A 17,411-nucleotide genomic window follows, 5' to 3' on the forward strand; every position below is an offset into this window, starting at 1 on the left:
GCGGCCCCGCGGAGACCCTTGGGCTCCTAGAGCTCGACCTCACGCATCAGCATGCCGACCTCGGTGTTGGTCATCCGGCGCAGCCAGCCCGACTTCTGGTCGCCCAGCGCGATCGGGCCGAAGCTCGTACGGACGAGCTTGTCGACCGGGAAGCCGGCCTCGGACAGCATCCGGCGCACGATGTGCTTACGGCCCTCGTGGAGCGTGACCTCGACGAGGTAGTTCTTGCCGGTGTTCTCCACGACCCGGAAGTGGTCGGCGCGGGCGTAGCCGTCCTCCAGCTGGATGCCGTCCTTGAGCTGCTTGCCCAGGTCACGCGGGAGGGGGCCCTGGATCGCGGCCAGATAGGTCTTCTTGACGCCGTAGCGCGGGTGCGTCAGACGGTGTGCCAGCTCGCCGTGGTTGGTGAGCAGGATGATGCCCTCGGTCTCGGTGTCCAGCCGGCCGACGTGGAACAGCCGCGTCTCACGGTTGGTGACGTAGTCGCCCAGGCACTGGCGGCCGTCCGGGTCCTCCATCGTGGAGACCACACCGGCCGGCTTGTTCAGCGCGAAGAAGAGATACGACTGGGTGGCGACCGTCAGGCCGTCGACCTTGATCTCGTCCTTCTCCGGGTCGACGCGGACGCCCTGCTCCAGGACGATCTGGCCGTTGACCTCGACCCGCGACTGGTCGATCAGCTCCTCGCAGGCCCGCCGCGAGCCCATACCGGCCCTGGCCAGCACCTTCTGCAGCCGCTCGCCCTCCTGGTCGCCGAACGTCTTGGGCGTCTTGATCTGCGGCTTGTTGTGGCGGGCGCGGTTGCGCTCCTCCACCTGGGCGTCGTACTCACGGGGCCGTGCGGGCGCCTGGCCGCGGCCGCGCTGCGGGCCGCCCTTGGCACCGGGGCGGGCGCCCTTGGACGCGGCACCGGTACGCGGGCCGCCCTTGGCACCGCCACGGGCCGCCGCGCCCCGGCTACCGCCGCTCTTGGCACCGCCGCCCTTGGCACCGCCACTCTTGGCATCGCCGCCGCTCTTGGCACCGCCGCCGCGCTCGTCCTTGCGGTCCGAGGAGCCCCCGGGACCACCGGATCCGCCCACGTCGTAGCGGCGCTCCTCGGGACGGGGACGGCCCGCGCGCTGCGAGTCGTCCCTCTTCCCCCCGGCCTTCGGCCGCGGGGTGCCCCCGCCGGCGCCGCGGTGGTCGCCCCGGCCGCTGTCCCTGTTGTTCCTGCCGCTGCTTCGCATCAATGATCCGTCTGAGAGTCGCCGCTGTCGTCTACGTCGAACGACGGGATACCTTCCGGGGAGTCGCCCTCGACCGCCTCCGCCTCCGGGAGGAATGGTGCGAGCTCCGGGAGCTCGTCCAGGCCGCGCAGGCCCATTCGCTCCAGAAAGTAATTCGTCGTCCTGTACAGGATCGCACCTGTTTCAGGTTCCGTCCCCGCCTCCTCCACCAGTCCGCGCTGGAGGAGCGTGCGCATCACACCGTCACAGTTCACTCCGCGTACGGCCGAGACCCGGGAACGGCTGACCGGCTGACGGTACGCGACCACGGCCAGAGTCTCCAATGCGGCCTGGGTCAGCCGGGCCTGCTGCCCGTCCAGGACGAAGCTCTCCACCGCATCCGCGTACTCGGCACGGGAGTAGAACCGCCAGCCCCCGGCGACCAGGCGCAGATCGAAACCGCGCCCCTGGCGGGCGTAGTCGTCGGACAGCTCGCGCAGCGCCAGCGCGACCACGCGGCGGGGCCGCTGCAACACCCTGGCCAGGTGTTCCTCGGTCGCCGGCTCGTCGACGACCATGAGGACCGCCTCCAGCGCGGGCTTGAGCGCCAGCTCGGCGACGCCCAGCGCCCCGGCCGGTGCCTCCGGCCGCTCCCCCGGGGCGCCGTCCGCGCCGGTCTCCGTGATGTCGTACGCCCCGTCACCGGCCACGCCGCTCATTCCCGCTCCTCCGCTGTGTGCACTCCCTGCTCCGCCTCGGCGGCGCGCTGCCCCGGCTCCTGGTCGAACTCGTCCGTGACCACCGGCTCGGCGCCCTCCGCGCCCGTCCAGCGGACGCTCAGCGCCCCCAAGGCCTCCTCCTGCTCCAGGACCACCACCCGCTCCCGGTAGAGCTCCAGCAGCGCCAGGAAGCGCGCCACGACGGTGAGGGTGTCCGGTGCGTCCGCGCACAGCTCCTGGAAGTCGGCCTCGCCCGCCTCCCGCAGCCGCGCCATCAAGACCTCGGCCTGCTCCCGCACGCTCACCAGCGGCGCATGGATGTGGTCGACATAGACCTGCGGCCGGGCCTTGGGCTGCATCGCCTTCACCGCGAGCTTGGCGAAGCCCTCCGCCCCGGTGCTGATGACCACCTCGGGCAGCAGCTCGGCAAGGTACGGCTCCAGCCCGACCGTACGGGGATAGCGCCGGGCCTCGTCCGCCAGCCGGCCGCTGAAGATGTCCGCGATCCGCTTGTAGGCGCGGTACTGCAGCAGCCGGGCGAAGAGCAGATCACGGGCCTCCAGGAGCGCGAGATCCGCCTCGTCCTCCACTTCGGCCGCGGGCAGCAGCCGGGCCGCCTTGAGATCCAGCAGCGTCGCCGCGACGACCAGGAACTCCGTGGTCTGGTCCAGATCCCAGTCCGGCCCCATGGCCCGGATGTGCGCCATGAACTCGTCGGTCACCTTCGACAGCGCGACCTCGGTCACGTCCAGCTTGTGCTTGGAGATCAATTGCAGGAGGAGATCGAAGGGTCCCTCGAAGTTCTCCAGCCGGAGGGTGAACCTGCCGGCGCCGGTCCCCGGTGGCGTCCCGGCGGGATCGGGATCGGGATCGGGGCCGGCAGCGGGATCGGGGCCGGCAGCGGAGGCCTCCCCGGGGGCAGCTGCCCGTGACGCGTCGGAAACCTCCGGCGCCTCGTCAGCCGCGTCCGCCGCGGGCACCTCGGGATCTTCCGGCGCGGCGGGCTCTTCCGGCGCCACGGACCCGTCCAACACCTCGGGCTCGTCCAACACCCGAGGCCCATCGGACACCTCGGGCCCGGACACCTCGGGCGTCCCCGGCACACCCGCCGCCTCCGGCACCACGGACTCGTCCGGGGCCGCAGGCGCCTCCGGTCCCACCGGACCCGCGGCCGCCCCGCGCCCGAGCGCTCTACGGGCGCGGGGCGCAGGGGCATCGTCGTTGGTCGTCGGCATCGCGGTCCATGGTGCTGCGGTCCCGTGCCGGGGGCGACGGGCTGGTCACGGGCGGGACACCCCGCCGAGTGGGCAGGCTATCTCGCGGCGCCCGTGCCATGGCCGACCCGACGCGGCCGGTCCCGCGCGGCGTGACGTTTCAGCACCAGGGCGACCGTCACAGGAATCTCCGCCACAACGGCGAGCGGCCACGACGGAGGCACCCTGCGGTGCCGGACCGGCCGCGCCCCACGCGTGTGCGGGGGCCGGGCGTCAGCGCCCCCGCAGCCGCCGCACCAGGATGCTGGCGTCGCCGCGCGACTCCAGGTCGGCGAGGACGACGGCGACCGCCTCGCGGACGATCCGCCCGCGGTCGACGGCGAGGCCGTGTTCGCCGCGCAGCACCAGCCGCGCATGTTCGAGGTCCATGAGCTCCTCGGCGGAGACATAGACGGTGATCTTCTCGTCGTGCCGTTCCCGGCCGCTGGGGCGGCGGTTGGCGCCGCGGGAGCCGCCGCGCCGGCGGGCCTGGCCACCGGCCTGGGCGGCCGCGTCGGAACCTGCCTGGCCGCCCTGCCCCGCCTGAGCCCGGTGGCTCTTGGCGGGGTCGCCGTCGCTCTCGCGACCGCTGTGCTCGGCCGGGGGCCCGACGGAGGGCACCCGGGGCGGCGTGGCCGGTCCACCGTCACCGGCCGTCGCCGCCGGGGTGTCCCAGCCGCCCCCGGACCGCCGCTGCCGTACCGCGGTGGCCGTCTCCGGCCCGTCCTCCGCCGTATCGGGCTCGCCGGCCGGTGCGGGCACCCGGGGCGCCTCACCGTTGGCCGTGGAGCCGTTCGCCTGCCGGCGGGGGCTGGAGGGCTGCAGCCCCATTCCCCCGGTGGTACGGAACAGTTCGTCGGCTCCCGGCAGACTCACTCGGCGTGACACCGGGCGAGCACCTCCCTGGCGAGCTGACGATAGGCGGCGGCGCCGACGGAGTTGGAAGCGTAGGTGGTGATCGGCTCGCCCGCGACGGTGGTCTCGGGGAAGCGGACCGTACGGCCGATGACGGTGTGGTAGACGTGTTCGTCGAAGGCTTCGACGACACGTGCCAGAACCTCACGGCTGTGCACCGTGCGGGAGTCGTACATCGTCGCCAGGATGCCGTCCAGCTCCAGCTCGGGGTTGAGCCGTTCCTGGACCTTCTCGATCGTCTCGGTGAGCAGCGCGACACCACGCAGCGCGAAGAACTCGCACTCCAGCGGCACGATGACCTTGTGAGCCGCCGTCAGGGCGTTGACGGTGAGCAGACCGAGGGAGGGCTGGCAGTCGATGACGATGTAGTCGTAGTCGGCCAGCAGCGGCTTCAGCGCCCGCTGCAGGGTCGACTCGCGCGCGACCTCGCTGACCAACTGCACCTCTGCCGCTGACAAATCGATATTGCTGGGCAGCAGGTCCATGTTGGGAACCGCGGTCTTCAGGAGCACCTCGTCGGCCGACATCCCCCGCTCCATGAGCAGGTTGTAGACCGTCAGATCGAGCTCCATCGGGTTGACGCCGAGTCCGACCGACAGGGCGCCCTGCGGGTCGAAGTCGACGAGCAGCACCCGTCGTCCGTATTCGGCAAGTGCGGCGCCCAGGTTGATGGTCGAGGTGGTCTTGCCGACCCCGCCCTTCTGGTTGCACATGGCGATGATTTTGGCGGGGCCGTGGTCGGACAGCGGTCCCGGGATGGGGAAGTAAGGGAGCGGGCGTCCGGTCGGGCCGACGCGTTCGCGGCGCTGGCGCGCGGCGTCCGGCGCGAGCGTCGCGGCGTACTCGGGGTCCGGCTCGTACTCCGCGTCCGGATCGTAGAAGTGCCCCTGGGGCAGGTCGTCGTAGTCGGCGAGACGGGCGGGTTCTCCACTGCCCCGGTCGCCGGCCATGGCGTTCACGTGATGGCCGTCCATGCTCTGGTGGGCTGTCGTGGAAATGCTCTGGTGGGCTGCGAAGGTGTGGACCGCAACGGAGCCGACAGCCTCGAGCCCCGAGGGACCCTGGCCCCGTGCAACCACTCCTGGTTGACCACCTCCGGGAGAAAATGTCGACTCATTCACAAGTCGTCTTACCTCCTTGGATGTCACCAGGAAACTTTATCGATAGGTCAGCGTGGCACCATGCCGACGGTTGGCGACTCTATGGCGTGTCGGGCGTCCGCAGCAACACAATCCGCCGGACCCGGCACGATGTGTCGGTAACCGGACCCCCGATGTCAAGGGCGCAAGTGGCGTCGGACTGAAGTTTCAGGGGTGCGCGAAACGGCTAAAGGGTCACGTTCGCGGCGAGTTGGGGGCCGGCGTTCCGGAATAAGACGTTCCGCACTGCCCGCACGCAACCGGCCGGGCCTTGTCGACAAGGCCCGGCCGGATATGCAGCGTTGACGCGCTTCGTTGACGCCTCAGCCGAGGAGGGTGCGCAGTTCGACGTGTTCGAGGCCGAGGGCCTCGGCGACGGACTGGTAGACCACCTTGCCGTCGTGCGTGTTCAGGCCCTTGGCCAGCGCCGGGTCACGGCGCAGCGCCTCGACCCAGCCGCGGTTCGCCAGCTCCACGATGTAGGGCAGCGTGGCGTTGGTGAGCGCGTGGGTGGAGGTGTTCGGCACGGCGCCGGGCATGTTGGCGACGCAGTAGAAGACCGAGTTGTGGACCATGAAGGTCGGCTCGGCGTGCGTGGTGGGACGGGAGTCCTCGAAGCAGCCGCCCTGGTCGATCGCGATGTCGACAAGAACACTTCCGGGCTTCATCTTGGCGACGAGCTCGTTGGTGACCAGCTTGGGGGCCTTGGCGCCGGGGATCAGGACCGCACCGACGACGAGGTCGGCCTCGACGACGGCGTTCTCCAGCTCGTAGGCGTTGGAGACGATCGTCTGCACCTTGGTGCCGAAGATCTTGTCGGCCTCGCGGAGCTTGTTGATGTCCTTGTCGAGCAGGGTGACGTGGAAGCCGAGGCCCACGGCGATCTGCACGGCGTTCCAGCCGGAGACGCCACCGCCGATGACGACGGCCTTGCCCGCGTGGACACCGGGGACACCACCGGGCAGCACACCGCGGCCGCCGGCCTGGCGCATCAGGTGGTAGGCGCCGACCTGCGGGGCGATCCGGCCCGCGACCTCGGACATCGGGGCGAGCAGCGGCAGCTGGCGGCCGGCCGTCTCGACGGTCTCGTAGGCGATCGCGGTGGTGCCGGACTCCAGCAGCGCGTCCGTGCACTCCCGGGAGGCGGCCAGGTGCAGGTAGGTGAAGAGCGTCTGGTCCTTGCGGAGGCGGTGGTACTCCTCCGCAATCGGCTCCTTGACCTTCAGCAGCAGGTCAGCAGTGCCCCAGACCTCATCGGCGGTGTCCAGGATGGTGGCACCGGCGGAGACGTACTCCTCGTTCGTGATGGACGAGCCGACGCCGGCGTCCTTCTCGATGAAGACCTGGTGGCCGTGGCGGACGAGTTCGTTGACTCCGGCGGGCGTGATTGCCACGCGGAACTCGTTGTTCTTGACCTCGCGGGGGATGCCGACCTTCACGTCGATCACGGTCCTTGAAAGAGAGGGTGCAGGAGGAATTATCCCCTCATGCGATGCATGACGGAACTGACCGCGCCGAACGCGGCCCGGCCAGTCTATTGAAGGAGCTCTCGTTGTCTAGCCTTGCAAAGCATTAAATCTTGCGAGAAGCACTACCGATTTCGCAGGTCACTTGGAGTGATCTTCGAGGAGCCGCTCTCCCACGGCCCGATGGAGCCGTGCCGCTGCTGGGTCTCCGAGCCGGTCGAGGGTGTCCGCAATCCGTAGTTGCAGTGCCGCCTCCAGTCGTCCGTCGCCCGCTTTCCGGGCGATGTCGAGGGCTTCGAGACACGTCCGCAGCGCCTCCTCGGGCCGTCCCGCGTACTCCTGCACCCGGGCCAGCTCACCGGTCGCCCGCGCCTGGCCGGCCACATCGCCGGTCCTGCGATACGTCCCGACGGCCGCCCGCCACGCCTTGAGGGCCTCGCCCCACCGGCCCGCGTAGGTGTGCGCCCCGCCGATCCGGCCGTGCAGCCGCGCCGCGTCCCCGCCCTCGCCCCGGGCCAGCCGCAGCTCCAGCGCCCTCCCGTACCAGTCGGCGGCCCGCTGCCAGTCCCCCAGCGCGGTGTACGTGCCGCCCAGCGACTCCAGCGCCCGGCCGGTCGCCACCGGATCCTGCACCGAGCGGGCCGCCTCCAGCGCACCCCGGTAGCGGGCGAGCGCCTGATCGGTACGTCCCGCCTGCCCGTCCAGGTCCGCGAGGTTGAGCAGGGCGGCGGCCCTCTCCCGCGGCAGCTCGCGCCGCTCGGCGACCTGGAGGACCAGCCCGTGCAGCGCATAGAGGTCCGGCGCGGCGGCCTCGGGGCCCTCGTGCGCGAGCAGCGTCCGGGTCAGCGCGGCCATCAACCGCCGGTCCAGGGTGTCGAGTTCACCGTCCGCGACGGCGATCCGGGCGGCGTCGAGCAGCGCACCGCGGCGACTGCGCAGCCAGTGCGCGGCGGCGCCCTTCGAGGAGAAACGCAGCGAGCGCGGCAGCCCGGCGACCTTCTGCCGCGCGGGGGAATCGGCCGGTTCGCCCATCGCCCGGCAGGACTGCAGCAGCCGTACGGTCCGCTCCAGCATCCGGGCGCGGGCCAGCTGGACGTCTGCCGGGCGCTCGTGTTCCCGCAGCAGTTCACCCGCCGGCGGGCCGAGGCAGCCGGGCAGGCGGTACTGGGGGCGCAGGGCGAGGTCGGGCGTACCGCCGTCGGCGGCCCCGTCGTCCTCGGCGGCGACCGGCCGCAGCAGGCCGAGCGTGGCGAAGTCGCCCAGCGTCGTGGCGGCCGCCGCCACCGAGCAGCCGGCCAGCGCGGAGGCGATATGTGCGTCCACGAGGCCGGCCGGCGCCAGGGTGATCAGCCGCAGTATGCGGGCGGCGGGCGACGGCAGCGCGTCGTAGACGAGCCGGAAGGCGCGGAACAGCGGGCGGGCGCCGGTGGGCAGGTCCGGGGGCAGCGGGACGGCGTGCAGCGCCTGGCGCAGATCGGCGACCGAGGACTTGGGGCGGGCGGCGAGCCAGGCACCGGCCAGCACCAGCGCGGCGGGCTGGCCGCCGCAGTCCTCGGCGACGCTGTCGGCGGTTCGCGGATCGACGGTGATCCGGGTCGGCCCGGCGTACCGGCTGAGCATCTCGACACCGGCCGCGCTGTCCAGGCCGCCCAGGGCGCACGGCCGGACGTCCGGAATGCCGGTCAGCGGCCCCTGCGCGACCACCACGACCAGGCAGTCGGGGGCGTCCGGGAGCAGCGGTTCGACCTGTTCCGCGCCCGGTGCGTCGTCCAGGAAGAGCAGCGCACGACGCCCGGCGAGGGCCTGGCGCAGCTGCTCGGTCAGGTCGTCCTCGGCGGCGCCGGGCGGGGCGTCGACGCCGAGCGCGGCCAGCAGGTCACGCGCGGTGCGGGCGGTGTCGGCCGGTTCGCCGCCCGGCCCGGTCAGCGTGGCCCGCAGCACCCCGTCGGGATGTCCGTCGGCCAGCTCGCGCAGCAGCTCCTCGGCCAGGGCCGTACGGCCGGATCCTGGACGGCCGGCGATCAGCAGTACCCGGCTGCGGGCGCCCTTGTGGCCGGAGAGCGTGTCCAGGCCGGCCCGGGCGATATCGGCGTGCAGTGCCTTGAGTTCGCGGCGGCGGCCGGCGAACCCGGGGGCGGTGACGGCCGCGGGGGCGGCGGGGCGGCCGGCGGCACCGTCCCTGCGGGGCCCCGATGCCCACTGTCCGGGTGCCGCTGTGGCGGCCCCGTCCACCATCTCCGGCGGGAGGTACCCCCCGCCCACCGCCTGATCCGTCACCGGTCACGCTCCCGTCCACCTGCGCGTACGCGTCCGTCGCTGGGACGGAACGCTGCCGAGCGTAGTTCACGGGCCGTCACCTCCCCTGCAGAGCAGGGCGGTTGAGTCACCCGATCGGATCGGGGGATCATCCGACCGGCTCGCGGCGGGCCCGGCGGCTCAGGCCTCGAAGGGGCGGGCCGGCCACGAGGCATCGGCCGGCCGCAGCGCGTCCAGGCCCTCGCCGCCCTGGGCCGCGGTCAGCGCGAGCACCCCCACGACGAGGCAGTTGTTGTGCAGATCACCGGCGAGCACCCCACGGACCAGTTCGTCGTGCGGCACCCGCGCCAGCTCCATGTCGGCCTCCTCCTCGGAGACCTCGAACCGCTCCCCCTCGGCCTCGGACAGACCACGGGCGAGGAAGATCCGTACGGCCTCGTCGCAGCCGCCGGGCGTGGTGTAGACATCGGTCAGCACCCGCCAGTCCTCGGCCTTGACGTGCGCCTCCTCGTAGAGCTCGCGCTGCGCCGCGTGGAGCGGGTTCTCACCGGGGACGTCGAGCAGCCCGGCGGGGATCTCCCACAGCCGCTGGCGTACGGGGTGGCGGTACTGGCGCAGCACCAGCACCCGGCCCGTGTCGTCGAGGGCCAGGACGGCCACGGACCCGGGGTGGACCTGGTAGTCGCGCGTGACGGAGCTGCCGTCCGGCATGACGACCTCGTCGGTGCGCACGCTGGTCTTGTTTCCGGTGAACGGCGTCCTGGACGCGATGACCGTCCACTCCTCCGGGGCGTCCTTGATCGTCATGGCGCGTCCTCCTGTGTGTTGCCTGTACCAACGCAGAAACCGGGGCACGACCTCGGAAGAGGCCGTACCCCGGCAACCGTATCCGCCGTGGTGTGCCTTACTTCGCGGTGCCCGTCTTGCGCGCGACCGCGGCCTTCACCAGCCCGGCGAAGAGCGGGTGCGGGCGGGTCGGGCGGGAGCGCAGCTCCGGGTGGGCCTGGGTGGCGACGAGGTAGGGGTGCGTCTCGCGCGGGTACTCGACGTACTCGACGAGCTTGTTGTCCGGGGAGGTACCGGAGAACTGCAGCCCGGCCTTCTTCTCCAGCTCGGCGCGGTAGGCGTTGTTGACCTCGTAGCGGTGGCGGTGGCGCTCCTCGACGTACGGCTGGTCGTCGTAGACCTCGCGGACGATGGAGCCCTCGGCGAGCTTGGCCGGGTACATACCCAGCCGCATCGTGCCGCCCATGTCGCCCTCACCTGCGACGATGTCCATCTGCTCGGCCATCGTGGAGATCACCGGGTCGGCGGCGGCCGGGTCGAACTCGGTGGAGTTCGCGCCCGCGATGCCGGCCAGGTTGCGGGCCGCCTCGATGACCACGCACTGCAGGCCCAGGCACAGGCCGAGCAGCGGGAGCTTGTTCTCCCGGGCGTAGGTGATCGCGCCGACCTTGCCGTCCACACCGCGGTCGCCGAAGCCGCCGGGGATGCAGACGGCGTCGCAGTCGGCGAGCTGCTCGGCGGCGCCGTCCGGGGTCTTGCAGTCGTCGGAAGTGACCCACTTCAGCTTCACGCGGGTCTTGTTCGCGAAGCCGCCGGCCCGCAGTGCCTCGGTGACCGAGAGGTAGGCGTCCGGCAGATCGATGTACTTGCCGACCAGCGCGACCTTGACCTCGTGGTCGGGGTTGTGGACGCGCTGCAGCAGATCGGCCCACTCGGTCCAGTCCACGTCGCGGAACGGCAGGTCCAGCTTGCGCACGACATAGGCGTCCAGGCCCTCGGCGTGCACGACCTTCGGGATGTCGTAGATCGACGGCGCGTCCGGGCAGGCGATGACCGCGGCCTCGTCGACGTCGCACATCAGCGAGATCTTGCGCTTGATCGCGGTCGGGACCTCGCGGTCGGCGCGCAGCACGATCGCGTCGGGCTGGATACCGATGTTGCGCAGCGCCGCGACCGAGTGCTGGGTCGGCTTGGTCTTCAGCTCACCGGAGGGGCCGATGTAGGGGAGCAGCGAGATGTGCACGACGAAGACGTTGTCCCGGCCGACCTCGTGGCGGACCTGGCGGACCGTCTCCAGGAACGGCAGCGACTCGATGTCACCGACGGTGCCGCCGACCTCGGTGATGACGACATCGACGTCCTCGGTCGCCATCCGCCGGATGCGGTGCTTGATCTCGTTGGTGATGTGCGGGATGACCTGCACGGTGTCACCGAGGTACTCGCCGCGCCGCTCCTTGGCGATCACGGTGTTGTAGACCTGGCCGGTGGTCACGTTCGCGGAGCCGTCGAGATCGACGTCCAGGAACCGCTCGTAGTGGCCGATGTCCAGGTCGGTCTCGGCACCGTCGTTGGTGACGAAGACCTCGCCGTGCTGGAACGGGTTCATCGTTCCCGGGTCGACGTTCAGGTACGGGTCGAGCTTCTGCATCGTGACCCGCAGACCGCGCGCCTTGAGGAGAGCACCCAGGCTGGAGGCGGTGAGCCCCTTTCCCAGCGAGGAGGCGACGCCCCCGGTGACGAAGAGGTGCTTGGTCGTCGTGGATTTGGGCGGCATGGCCAAGAGGGAGCTCCCGTGGTCGCGAGGTGGAGAGGTGCGAAGCGGCGTGGGGCCTGGGATTCAGGGTGCCGTCGCTGCGGTTCGGGGGTGCCGTGACTTCTGCCGTGACATCTATCTGCGTCCCACCGGTCCACGGGGTACCAGGCTATCAGCGACCGGGCATGGTCGTGTCCGGCCACACATGGGAACCTGGCGGTGGCGGCCCGGATGACACTGTCACGTGACGGAGGCCACCCATTTGGACCGCTTCACTCGTCGCGAGGGTCGCGCGGATCACCCACGTGCGTCGTATCCTGCTCGGACACTCGCAACGAGCCGTCCGGAATGGCACCACCCCCGCCCGATTTCCGGTCCCGCTGCTCGGCGACGTTTCATGGGCAGGACGGACAGATCACAACGTCCCATGGGGGGCGTGACTCCAGTTCGACGGGAGATGCACGTGGCCGGGCGCATCGAGGACTATGCACTTATCGGCGATATGCAAACCGCCGCTCTAGTGTGCAGGGACGGCACGGTCGACTGGCTGTGCCTCCCCCGCTTCGACTCCCCGGCGGTCTTTGCAGGGCTGCTGGGCACGGAGGAGCACGGATTCTGGCGGATGGGGCCGGTCAACGGCCCCGGGGGACGGCCCGCACCGGCCGACCGCCGCCGCTATCGGGGCGATTCGCTCGTACTGGAATCGGAGTGGGACACCCCGCGCGGCACCGTCCGGGTGATCGACTTCATGCCGCCGCGTGATGGCGCGCCGCAGCTGATCCGCATCGTGGAGGGCGTCAGCGGCCGTGTGCCGATGCGCTCGCAGCTGCGGATGCGGTTCTCCTACGGCTGGGTCGTGCCGTGGGTGCACAAGATCGACGACCGTACGGTCGCGGTCGCGGGCCCCGATTCGGTGTGGCTGGACACGGCGGCGGAGACGTACGGCAAGGATCTGACGACGTTCTCCGACTTCACCGTCTCTCCGGGCGAGCGGATCGCGTTCACGATCAGCTGGGAGCCGTCGCACAAGCCGCCGCCGGCCGTCGCGGACCCCGAGGGCTCGCTGGAGGCCACCGAGGAGTTCTGGCGCGAGTGGGTCGAGCACTGCACGTACCACGGCCCCTACCGCGATGCGGTGGTGCGCTCGCTGATCACGCTGAAGGCGCTGACGTACGCGCCGACCGGCGGGATCGTGGCGGCACCGACGACCTCGCTGCCGGAGTGCATCGGCGGCGTACGCAACTGGGACTACCGCTTCACCTGGCTGCGGGACGCGGCGATCACCCTGTCCTCCCTGCTGCGCACCGGCTACCGCGAAGAGGCGCGGGCCTGGCGGGAGTGGCTGCTGCGGGCGGTGGCCGGCGATCCGGAGAACCTGCAGATCATGTACGGCATCGCGGGCGAGCGTGAATTGGGCGAGAACGACCTCAGCTGGCTTCCCGGATACGAGAATTCACGTCCGGTGCGGGTCGGCAACGGCGCCGCCGGGCAGCTCCAGCTCGATGTGTACGGCGAGGTCACCGAGGCGCTGCACCTGGCGCACATGACGGGTCTGGCGCGTAACGACTACGCCTCGCTGCTCCAGCTCAAGCTGATTCAGTGGGTGGAGAAGCACTGGGACGAGCCGGACGAGGGCATCTGGGAGGTCCGCGGCCCGCGCCGGCACTTCGTGCACTCCAAGGTCATGACCTGGGTCGCGGTCGACCGCACGGTCAAGCTGATCGAGTCCGGGGACGTCGACGGGCCGCTGGAGCGCTGGAAGGACCTGCGCGAGACGATCCACCGGGACGTCTGCGAGAACGGTTACGACAAGGAGCGCAACACCTTCACCCAGTCCTACGGCTCGCAGGAGCTGGACGCCTCGCTGCTGCTGATCCCGCAGATGGGGTTCCTGCCGCCGGACGACAAGCGCGTCATCGGCACGATCGAGGCGATCCAGCGGGAGCTGTCCACCGCGGACGGCTTCGTGCTGCGCTACCCGACGTCCGGTGCGGACGATCTCGGGGTGGACGGTCTGGAGGGTGAGGAGGGCGCCTTCCTGGCGTGCTCGTTCTGGCTCGCCGACGACCTCGCGATGATCGGCCGGGTGGACGAGGCCCGCAAGCTCTTCGAGAAGCTGCTCTCGCTCCGCAACGACCTGGGACTGCTCGCGGAGGAGTGGGACCCCAGGGCCCAGCGGCAGGTGGGGAACTTCCCGCAGGCGTTCAGCCATGTTCCGCTGATCGACACGGCGCTGCGGCTGACGGCCAGCGGGGCCTACGGAGGCTGACCCCCGGCGCGGACGGTGCCGCCCCGGTGGACCGGGGCGGCACCGTTTTTGCGTCAGAAGGGGGTCAGGGTGAGGGTGATCTCCTTCGGAGCGCCGTCCTCGATGTACGAGGCGAAGCCGGCCACGTCGTCGAAGGCGAAGCCGTACGCCTTGCCGTCCCGCGTCGCGGCGTGCATGGCCTGGGCGTAGTGGTTGGTCAGCCGCTGCTGGTAGAAGGCGGCCGGGTCGGTGGTGGGCTGGTGTGCCTGCGAGGTGAGGGTGGAGCGGTTGAGGGCGGCGCCCAGGATGGCGGCGACCGGGCCGAGGGTGCCGTCGTTGGGGGCCGCCAGGGTGCCGTCACAGAAGAGGACATCGCGGGTGGACGGCTTGTCGAAGGAGACCGTCTTGGGGCCGGTGAAGGTGAGCTTTCCGCCGCTGACCCGGCCGGTGAAGGTGCCCGCGTCGGTGGTGACCGACAGGTCCTTGCCCGCGTAGGCGGACCAGGCCTCGTCGACGGCCGGGGCGAAGTAGTCCTTGGCGAACAGTCCGCTGTCCAGGCCGTGGCCGGGGGCGATCACGCGCTTGTCGCCGATGACCAGGCGGTCGAAGCCCTCGGCGGCCTTGACGTCGGAGAAGACCTTGGCGCGGGCGCCGTCCTTGAGCGTGCCGGTGGTCTGCTCCTTGGCCCCGGTGAGCTTGATCGCGAGCGGGACGCTGAACATGTCGACCATCGTGGTGTTGCAGAACATCCCGCCGGAGTTGTACGTGAACTCGGCGCAGTCGTGGAGGACGTCGTAGTTGGGGTCGGCGGAGACCCAGCCGGCCGGGTAGGCGAGCGCGGCCTTGCCGTTGCCGTCCTCGACCGCCTTGAACTTGAGCTTGCCGCCCAGCGCGGTGTAGATCCGGCCGGACATCTGCGGCAGCTGCAGGGTCGTGGTGCCGCTCGCGGCGAGCGGTATGGCGTAGTCGGTGAAACCGTCCGAGCCGTTGTCGGCCATCGCGACGGGCTTGAGTTCGCCGTCCGGGGTGACATGCACCTGCTGGGTGCCGTCGTTGCCGACGATGTAGACCCATACCGACGCATTGGCGTACTCGCCGGAGTTGTTGACGAGGTGCAGCGGCATTCCGGCCGCGGCGCGGGCGGACGCGTGGGCCGGGGCACCGGCCGGGGCGGTGGCGCCGATCGCACGGCCGGCCACCGCGATACCGGAGGCGGTGGCGGCACCGGCGGCGAGGCCGCCGAGCAGGCTGCGGCGAGTGATCATGAGGTGGCTCCTTGCGGGGCGGGACGCCGGGACGGCCGGGCGGTACGGGCCTGTGCGGGCTGCTGGACGGAGACCGCGACATGGTCGACGAGGAGGGAACCGCCGGGCCGGGTGGCGTCGGTGGGGGTGGCGAAACCCGCGACACCGTCCGGGAACGCGCCGCCCATGGCGAGGTTGAGCAGCAGGAAGTGGCCGTGGTGGGTGGCCTTCGCCCAGGTGTCGGCATCCATCTCGGACGCGTGCACGGTGTGGAACTTCTGTCCGTCGACGTACCAGTTCAGCGATTCCGCGGCGCCGTTGGTGCGGTCGAGTTCCAGCGCGTAGGTGTGGAATCCGGCCTGGCAGGCGCTGCCCGGGCACTCGCGGGAATTGCTCTTGCCCTGGGTCTCGTTGCACGGCCCGCCGGGGTTGACGCCGCAGTGCAGCGTGCCCCAGACCTTGTTGAGGCCGTTGACGTTCTCCATGATGTCGAACTCGCCGATGCCCGGCCAGTTCTGGTAGTTGCCGCGGTAGTCGGCGCCCAGCGTCCAGAACGCCGGCCAGTAGCCGAGCGCGCCGTCACCGGCGACGTCGGGCATCCGGATGCTCGCCTCGATGCGGAGCGTGCCGCCGGCCGGGGCGGCAAAGTCGGTGCGCCGGGACTCGATGCGGCCCGAGGTCCAGGTGGCGCCGTCCTTGAGGGCCGTGATCTTGAGGTGGCCCGCGCCGTCGAGCTGGAGGTTCTCGGGGCGGTCGGTGTAGGTCTCGCGCTCGCCGGTGCCCCAGTTGGCGGGGCCGCCGGGGTAGCCGGTGCCGGTGTCGGTGATCCAGTCGTCGGCGGAGGGGCGTGATCCGGCGGCACCGTCGAAGTCCGTACGCCAGACTTCCTGGAAGGCGGTGGGGCCGGCTTTCGCGCCAGGGGCGGCGTGCGGAGCGGGGGCCGCCTCCTCGGCGGACGCCGTCGGGAGGGTGAGGGCACAGGTGGTGACGAGTGCGGTGCTCGCGGCGAAGAGCAGGGCTCCTGCCCGCTTTTGCCGCCGCTTCTGCACCCGGCTTCCGGGCCGATATCTCATGCTCATGACATTCTTTCGGGCGGTGGGGGGTGTGGAGTTCCGTGGGGCAATCCAGTGTGAGAGCGCTCTCATATCGTGCGCAGTGAACCCTGCCGACTCGACGGCATACCGTCAAGTCACCGTGTGGAAAAAGGAGTTGAATGGTGTCTGAGCCGAACGGTCCGCGCCCGACGCTGGAGGCGGTCGCGGCGCTCGCCGGGGTCTCCCGCGCCACGGTGTCCCGCGTGGTCAACGGCGGTGCGGGCGTACGGGCCGCGGTCCAGGAACGGGTCCGCGAGGCGGTGACCGAGCTGGGCTACGTACCGAACAGCGCGGCCCGCTCCCTGGTCACCCGCCGCACGGGAGCGGTCGCCGTGGTCATCGCGGAGCCGGAGACCCGGGTCTTCAGCGATCCGTTCTTCGGACGCCAGCTGCGCGGCATCAGCCGCGAACTGGCCGCAGCGGACACCCAGCTCCTGCTGATGTTCGTCGAGCACCGCGCCGACTACGACCGCATCGGCCGCTATCTGTCGGCCGGGCATGTCGACGGTGCGCTGATGTTCTCGCTGCACCGCGACGACCCCCTGCCCGCCATGGCCGAGCGCGCCGGACTGCCCACCGTCTACGGCGGCCGGCCCGACTGGGCGGGCGCCGACCGCGCGCCGCGGGCGCTGTACGTCGACACCGACAACCGCGACGGCGCCCGCCAGGCCGTACGCCATCTCCTCGGCCGCGGCCGCCGCCGGATCGCCGTGATCACCGGACCGCTCGACCAGACCTCCGCGGTGGACCGTCTCGACGGCTACCGCGATGCGCTCGGCACATCGGAGCCGGACCCACGGCTGATCGCGGACGGAGGCTTTACGGCGCAGGGCGGCGAGCGGGCCATGGCCGCGCTCCTCGATGCCTCACCGGACCTGGACGCCGTCTTCGCCTGCTCGGACCTGATGGCCAACGGCGCGCTGCGCACGCTCCGAGCCCGCGGGCGACGGGTGCCGGACGACGTGGCGGTGGTCGGCTACGACGATCTGGAGCCGGCGGCCTGGGCGGATCCGCCGCTGACCACGGTGCGGCAGGACGTGGAGGAGATGGGGCGGCTGATGGCCCGGTTGCTGCTGCGACTGCTGGATCCGCGGAAGGCCGAGGGGACGGAGGGAGCGCCGGGAGCGGAGCGTGCGCGGGGGACCGATCCGGCGGCGCTCGCGCCCGTGATCACGGGGGCACGGCTGGTGGTGCGGGAGTCGGCATGAGGGGGCGGCGGGGGCGGGCCGGGGTACCGCCGTACCCCCGCACCGCCCCGCCCCCGGGCGACGCGGGACCGCGATCCGGGCCACACAGCTCCGGATAGCGGACTACGGGTACCGTTCCACGC

Annotated in this window: 13 protein-coding genes; 2 read left to right on the top strand and 11 right to left on the bottom strand. The window is 71.3% G+C overall.

What is annotated here, in order from left to right; all coding sequences use genetic code 11:
- Positions 1-26: 26 nt before the first annotated feature.
- The 9 genes from ACGFWI_RS18705 to ACGFWI_RS18745 all read right to left on the bottom strand — a co-directional run bounded on the left by ACGFWI_RS18705 (position 27) and on the right by ACGFWI_RS18745 (position 11,516).
- Entirely contained in the window at positions 27-1,229 is a 1,203-nt protein-coding gene (locus ACGFWI_RS18705) for a pseudouridine synthase (RefSeq protein ID WP_393907064.1), read from the bottom strand.
- Positions 1,229-1,927 (bottom strand): SMC-Scp complex subunit ScpB, encoded by a 699-nt coding sequence (gene scpB / locus ACGFWI_RS18710; RefSeq protein WP_393907065.1) that lies wholly within the window; start codon positions 1,925-1,927, stop codon positions 1,229-1,231. The genes ACGFWI_RS18705 and scpB overlap by 1 nt, the downstream gene beginning before the upstream one ends.
- Positions 1,924-3,162, bottom strand: coding sequence for a segregation/condensation protein A (locus ACGFWI_RS18715; protein ID WP_393907066.1), 1,239 nt, complete (start codon positions 3,160-3,162; stop codon positions 1,924-1,926). Before ACGFWI_RS18715 ends, scpB begins: the two co-directional genes overlap by 4 nt.
- Before the next feature lie 252 nt (positions 3,163-3,414).
- Complete coding sequence (locus ACGFWI_RS18720) at positions 3,415-4,068, bottom strand: hypothetical protein (protein ID WP_393907067.1); 654 nt, start codon at positions 4,066-4,068, stop codon at positions 3,415-3,417.
- Positions 4,053-5,069, bottom strand: a complete 1,017-nt coding sequence (locus tag ACGFWI_RS18725) for a ParA family protein (RefSeq protein ID WP_393907068.1) — start codon at positions 5,067-5,069, stop codon at positions 4,053-4,055. Before ACGFWI_RS18725 ends, ACGFWI_RS18720 begins: the two co-directional genes overlap by 16 nt.
- Before the next feature lie 488 nt (positions 5,070-5,557).
- Complete coding sequence (ald, locus tag ACGFWI_RS18730) at positions 5,558-6,673, bottom strand: alanine dehydrogenase (protein ID WP_393907098.1); 1,116 nt, start codon at positions 6,671-6,673, stop codon at positions 5,558-5,560.
- A 168-nt stretch (positions 6,674-6,841) separates the two neighbouring features.
- Entirely contained in the window at positions 6,842-8,977 is a 2,136-nt protein-coding gene (locus tag ACGFWI_RS18735) for a tetratricopeptide repeat protein (protein ID WP_393907069.1), read from the bottom strand.
- Between the two features lie 159 nt (positions 8,978-9,136).
- Positions 9,137-9,763, bottom strand: a complete 627-nt coding sequence (locus ACGFWI_RS18740; protein WP_393907070.1) for an NUDIX domain-containing protein — start codon at positions 9,761-9,763, stop codon at positions 9,137-9,139.
- 97 nt (positions 9,764-9,860) lie between these two features.
- Positions 9,861-11,516 carry a CTP synthase gene (locus ACGFWI_RS18745; protein ID WP_393907071.1) on the bottom strand — a complete coding sequence of 552 codons (1,656 nt, stop codon included), beginning with the start codon at positions 11,514-11,516 and terminating at the stop codon, positions 9,861-9,863.
- Positions 11,517-11,952: 436 nt separating this feature from the next.
- Here ACGFWI_RS18745 and ACGFWI_RS18750 point away from each other — a divergent pair, with 436 nt between their 5' ends.
- Positions 11,953-13,764, top strand: a complete 1,812-nt coding sequence (locus ACGFWI_RS18750; protein WP_393907099.1) for a glycoside hydrolase family 15 protein — start codon at positions 11,953-11,955, stop codon at positions 13,762-13,764.
- A 53-nt stretch (positions 13,765-13,817) separates the two neighbouring features.
- Here the strand turns inward: ACGFWI_RS18750 and ACGFWI_RS18755 are convergent, their stop codons facing one another.
- Positions 13,818-15,008, bottom strand: a complete 1,191-nt coding sequence (locus ACGFWI_RS18755; protein WP_393907072.1) for a beta-1,3-glucanase family protein — start codon at positions 15,006-15,008, stop codon at positions 13,818-13,820.
- Positions 15,005-16,066 (bottom strand): glycoside hydrolase family 16 protein, encoded by a 1,062-nt coding sequence (locus tag ACGFWI_RS18760; protein ID WP_393907073.1) that lies wholly within the window; start codon positions 16,064-16,066, stop codon positions 15,005-15,007. Before ACGFWI_RS18760 ends, ACGFWI_RS18755 begins: the two co-directional genes overlap by 4 nt.
- Positions 16,067-16,200: 134 nt before the next feature.
- Between ACGFWI_RS18760 and ACGFWI_RS18765 the strand changes: the two genes are divergently transcribed.
- Positions 16,201-17,289 (top strand): LacI family DNA-binding transcriptional regulator, encoded by a 1,089-nt coding sequence (locus ACGFWI_RS18765; protein ID WP_393907074.1) that lies wholly within the window; start codon positions 16,201-16,203, stop codon positions 17,287-17,289.
- Positions 17,290-17,411: the final 122 nt, after the last annotated feature.

This window comes from Streptomyces sp. NPDC048434, assembly GCF_043200375.1.
GTDB lineage: Bacteria > Actinomycetota > Actinomycetes > Streptomycetales > Streptomycetaceae > Streptomyces.

Coding starts and splice junctions, on each gene's coding strand:
- ACGFWI_RS18705 (WP_393907064.1), bottom strand. CDS start 1,229: ATGCGAAGCAGCGGCAGGAACAACAGGGACAGCGGCCGGGGCGACCAC.
- scpB (WP_393907065.1), bottom strand. CDS start 1,927: ATGAGCGGCGTGGCCGGTGACGGGGCGTACGACATCACGGAGACCGGC.
- ACGFWI_RS18715 (WP_393907066.1), bottom strand. CDS start 3,162: ATGCCGACGACCAACGACGATGCCCCTGCGCCCCGCGCCCGTAGAGCG.
- ACGFWI_RS18725 (WP_393907068.1), bottom strand. CDS start 5,069: ATGGACGGCCATCACGTGAACGCCATGGCCGGCGACCGGGGCAGTGGA.
- ACGFWI_RS18740 (WP_393907070.1), bottom strand. CDS start 9,763: ATGACGATCAAGGACGCCCCGGAGGAGTGGACGGTCATCGCGTCCAGG.
- ACGFWI_RS18745 (WP_393907071.1), bottom strand. CDS start 11,516: ATGCCGCCCAAATCCACGACGACCAAGCACCTCTTCGTCACCGGGGGC.
- ACGFWI_RS18750 (WP_393907099.1), top strand. CDS start 11,953: ATGCACGTGGCCGGGCGCATCGAGGACTATGCACTTATCGGCGATATG.
- ACGFWI_RS18755 (WP_393907072.1), bottom strand. CDS start 15,008: ATGATCACTCGCCGCAGCCTGCTCGGCGGCCTCGCCGCCGGTGCCGCC.
- ACGFWI_RS18760 (WP_393907073.1), bottom strand. CDS start 16,066: ATGAGCATGAGATATCGGCCCGGAAGCCGGGTGCAGAAGCGGCGGCAA.
- ACGFWI_RS18765 (WP_393907074.1), top strand. CDS start 16,201: ATGGTGTCTGAGCCGAACGGTCCGCGCCCGACGCTGGAGGCGGTCGCG.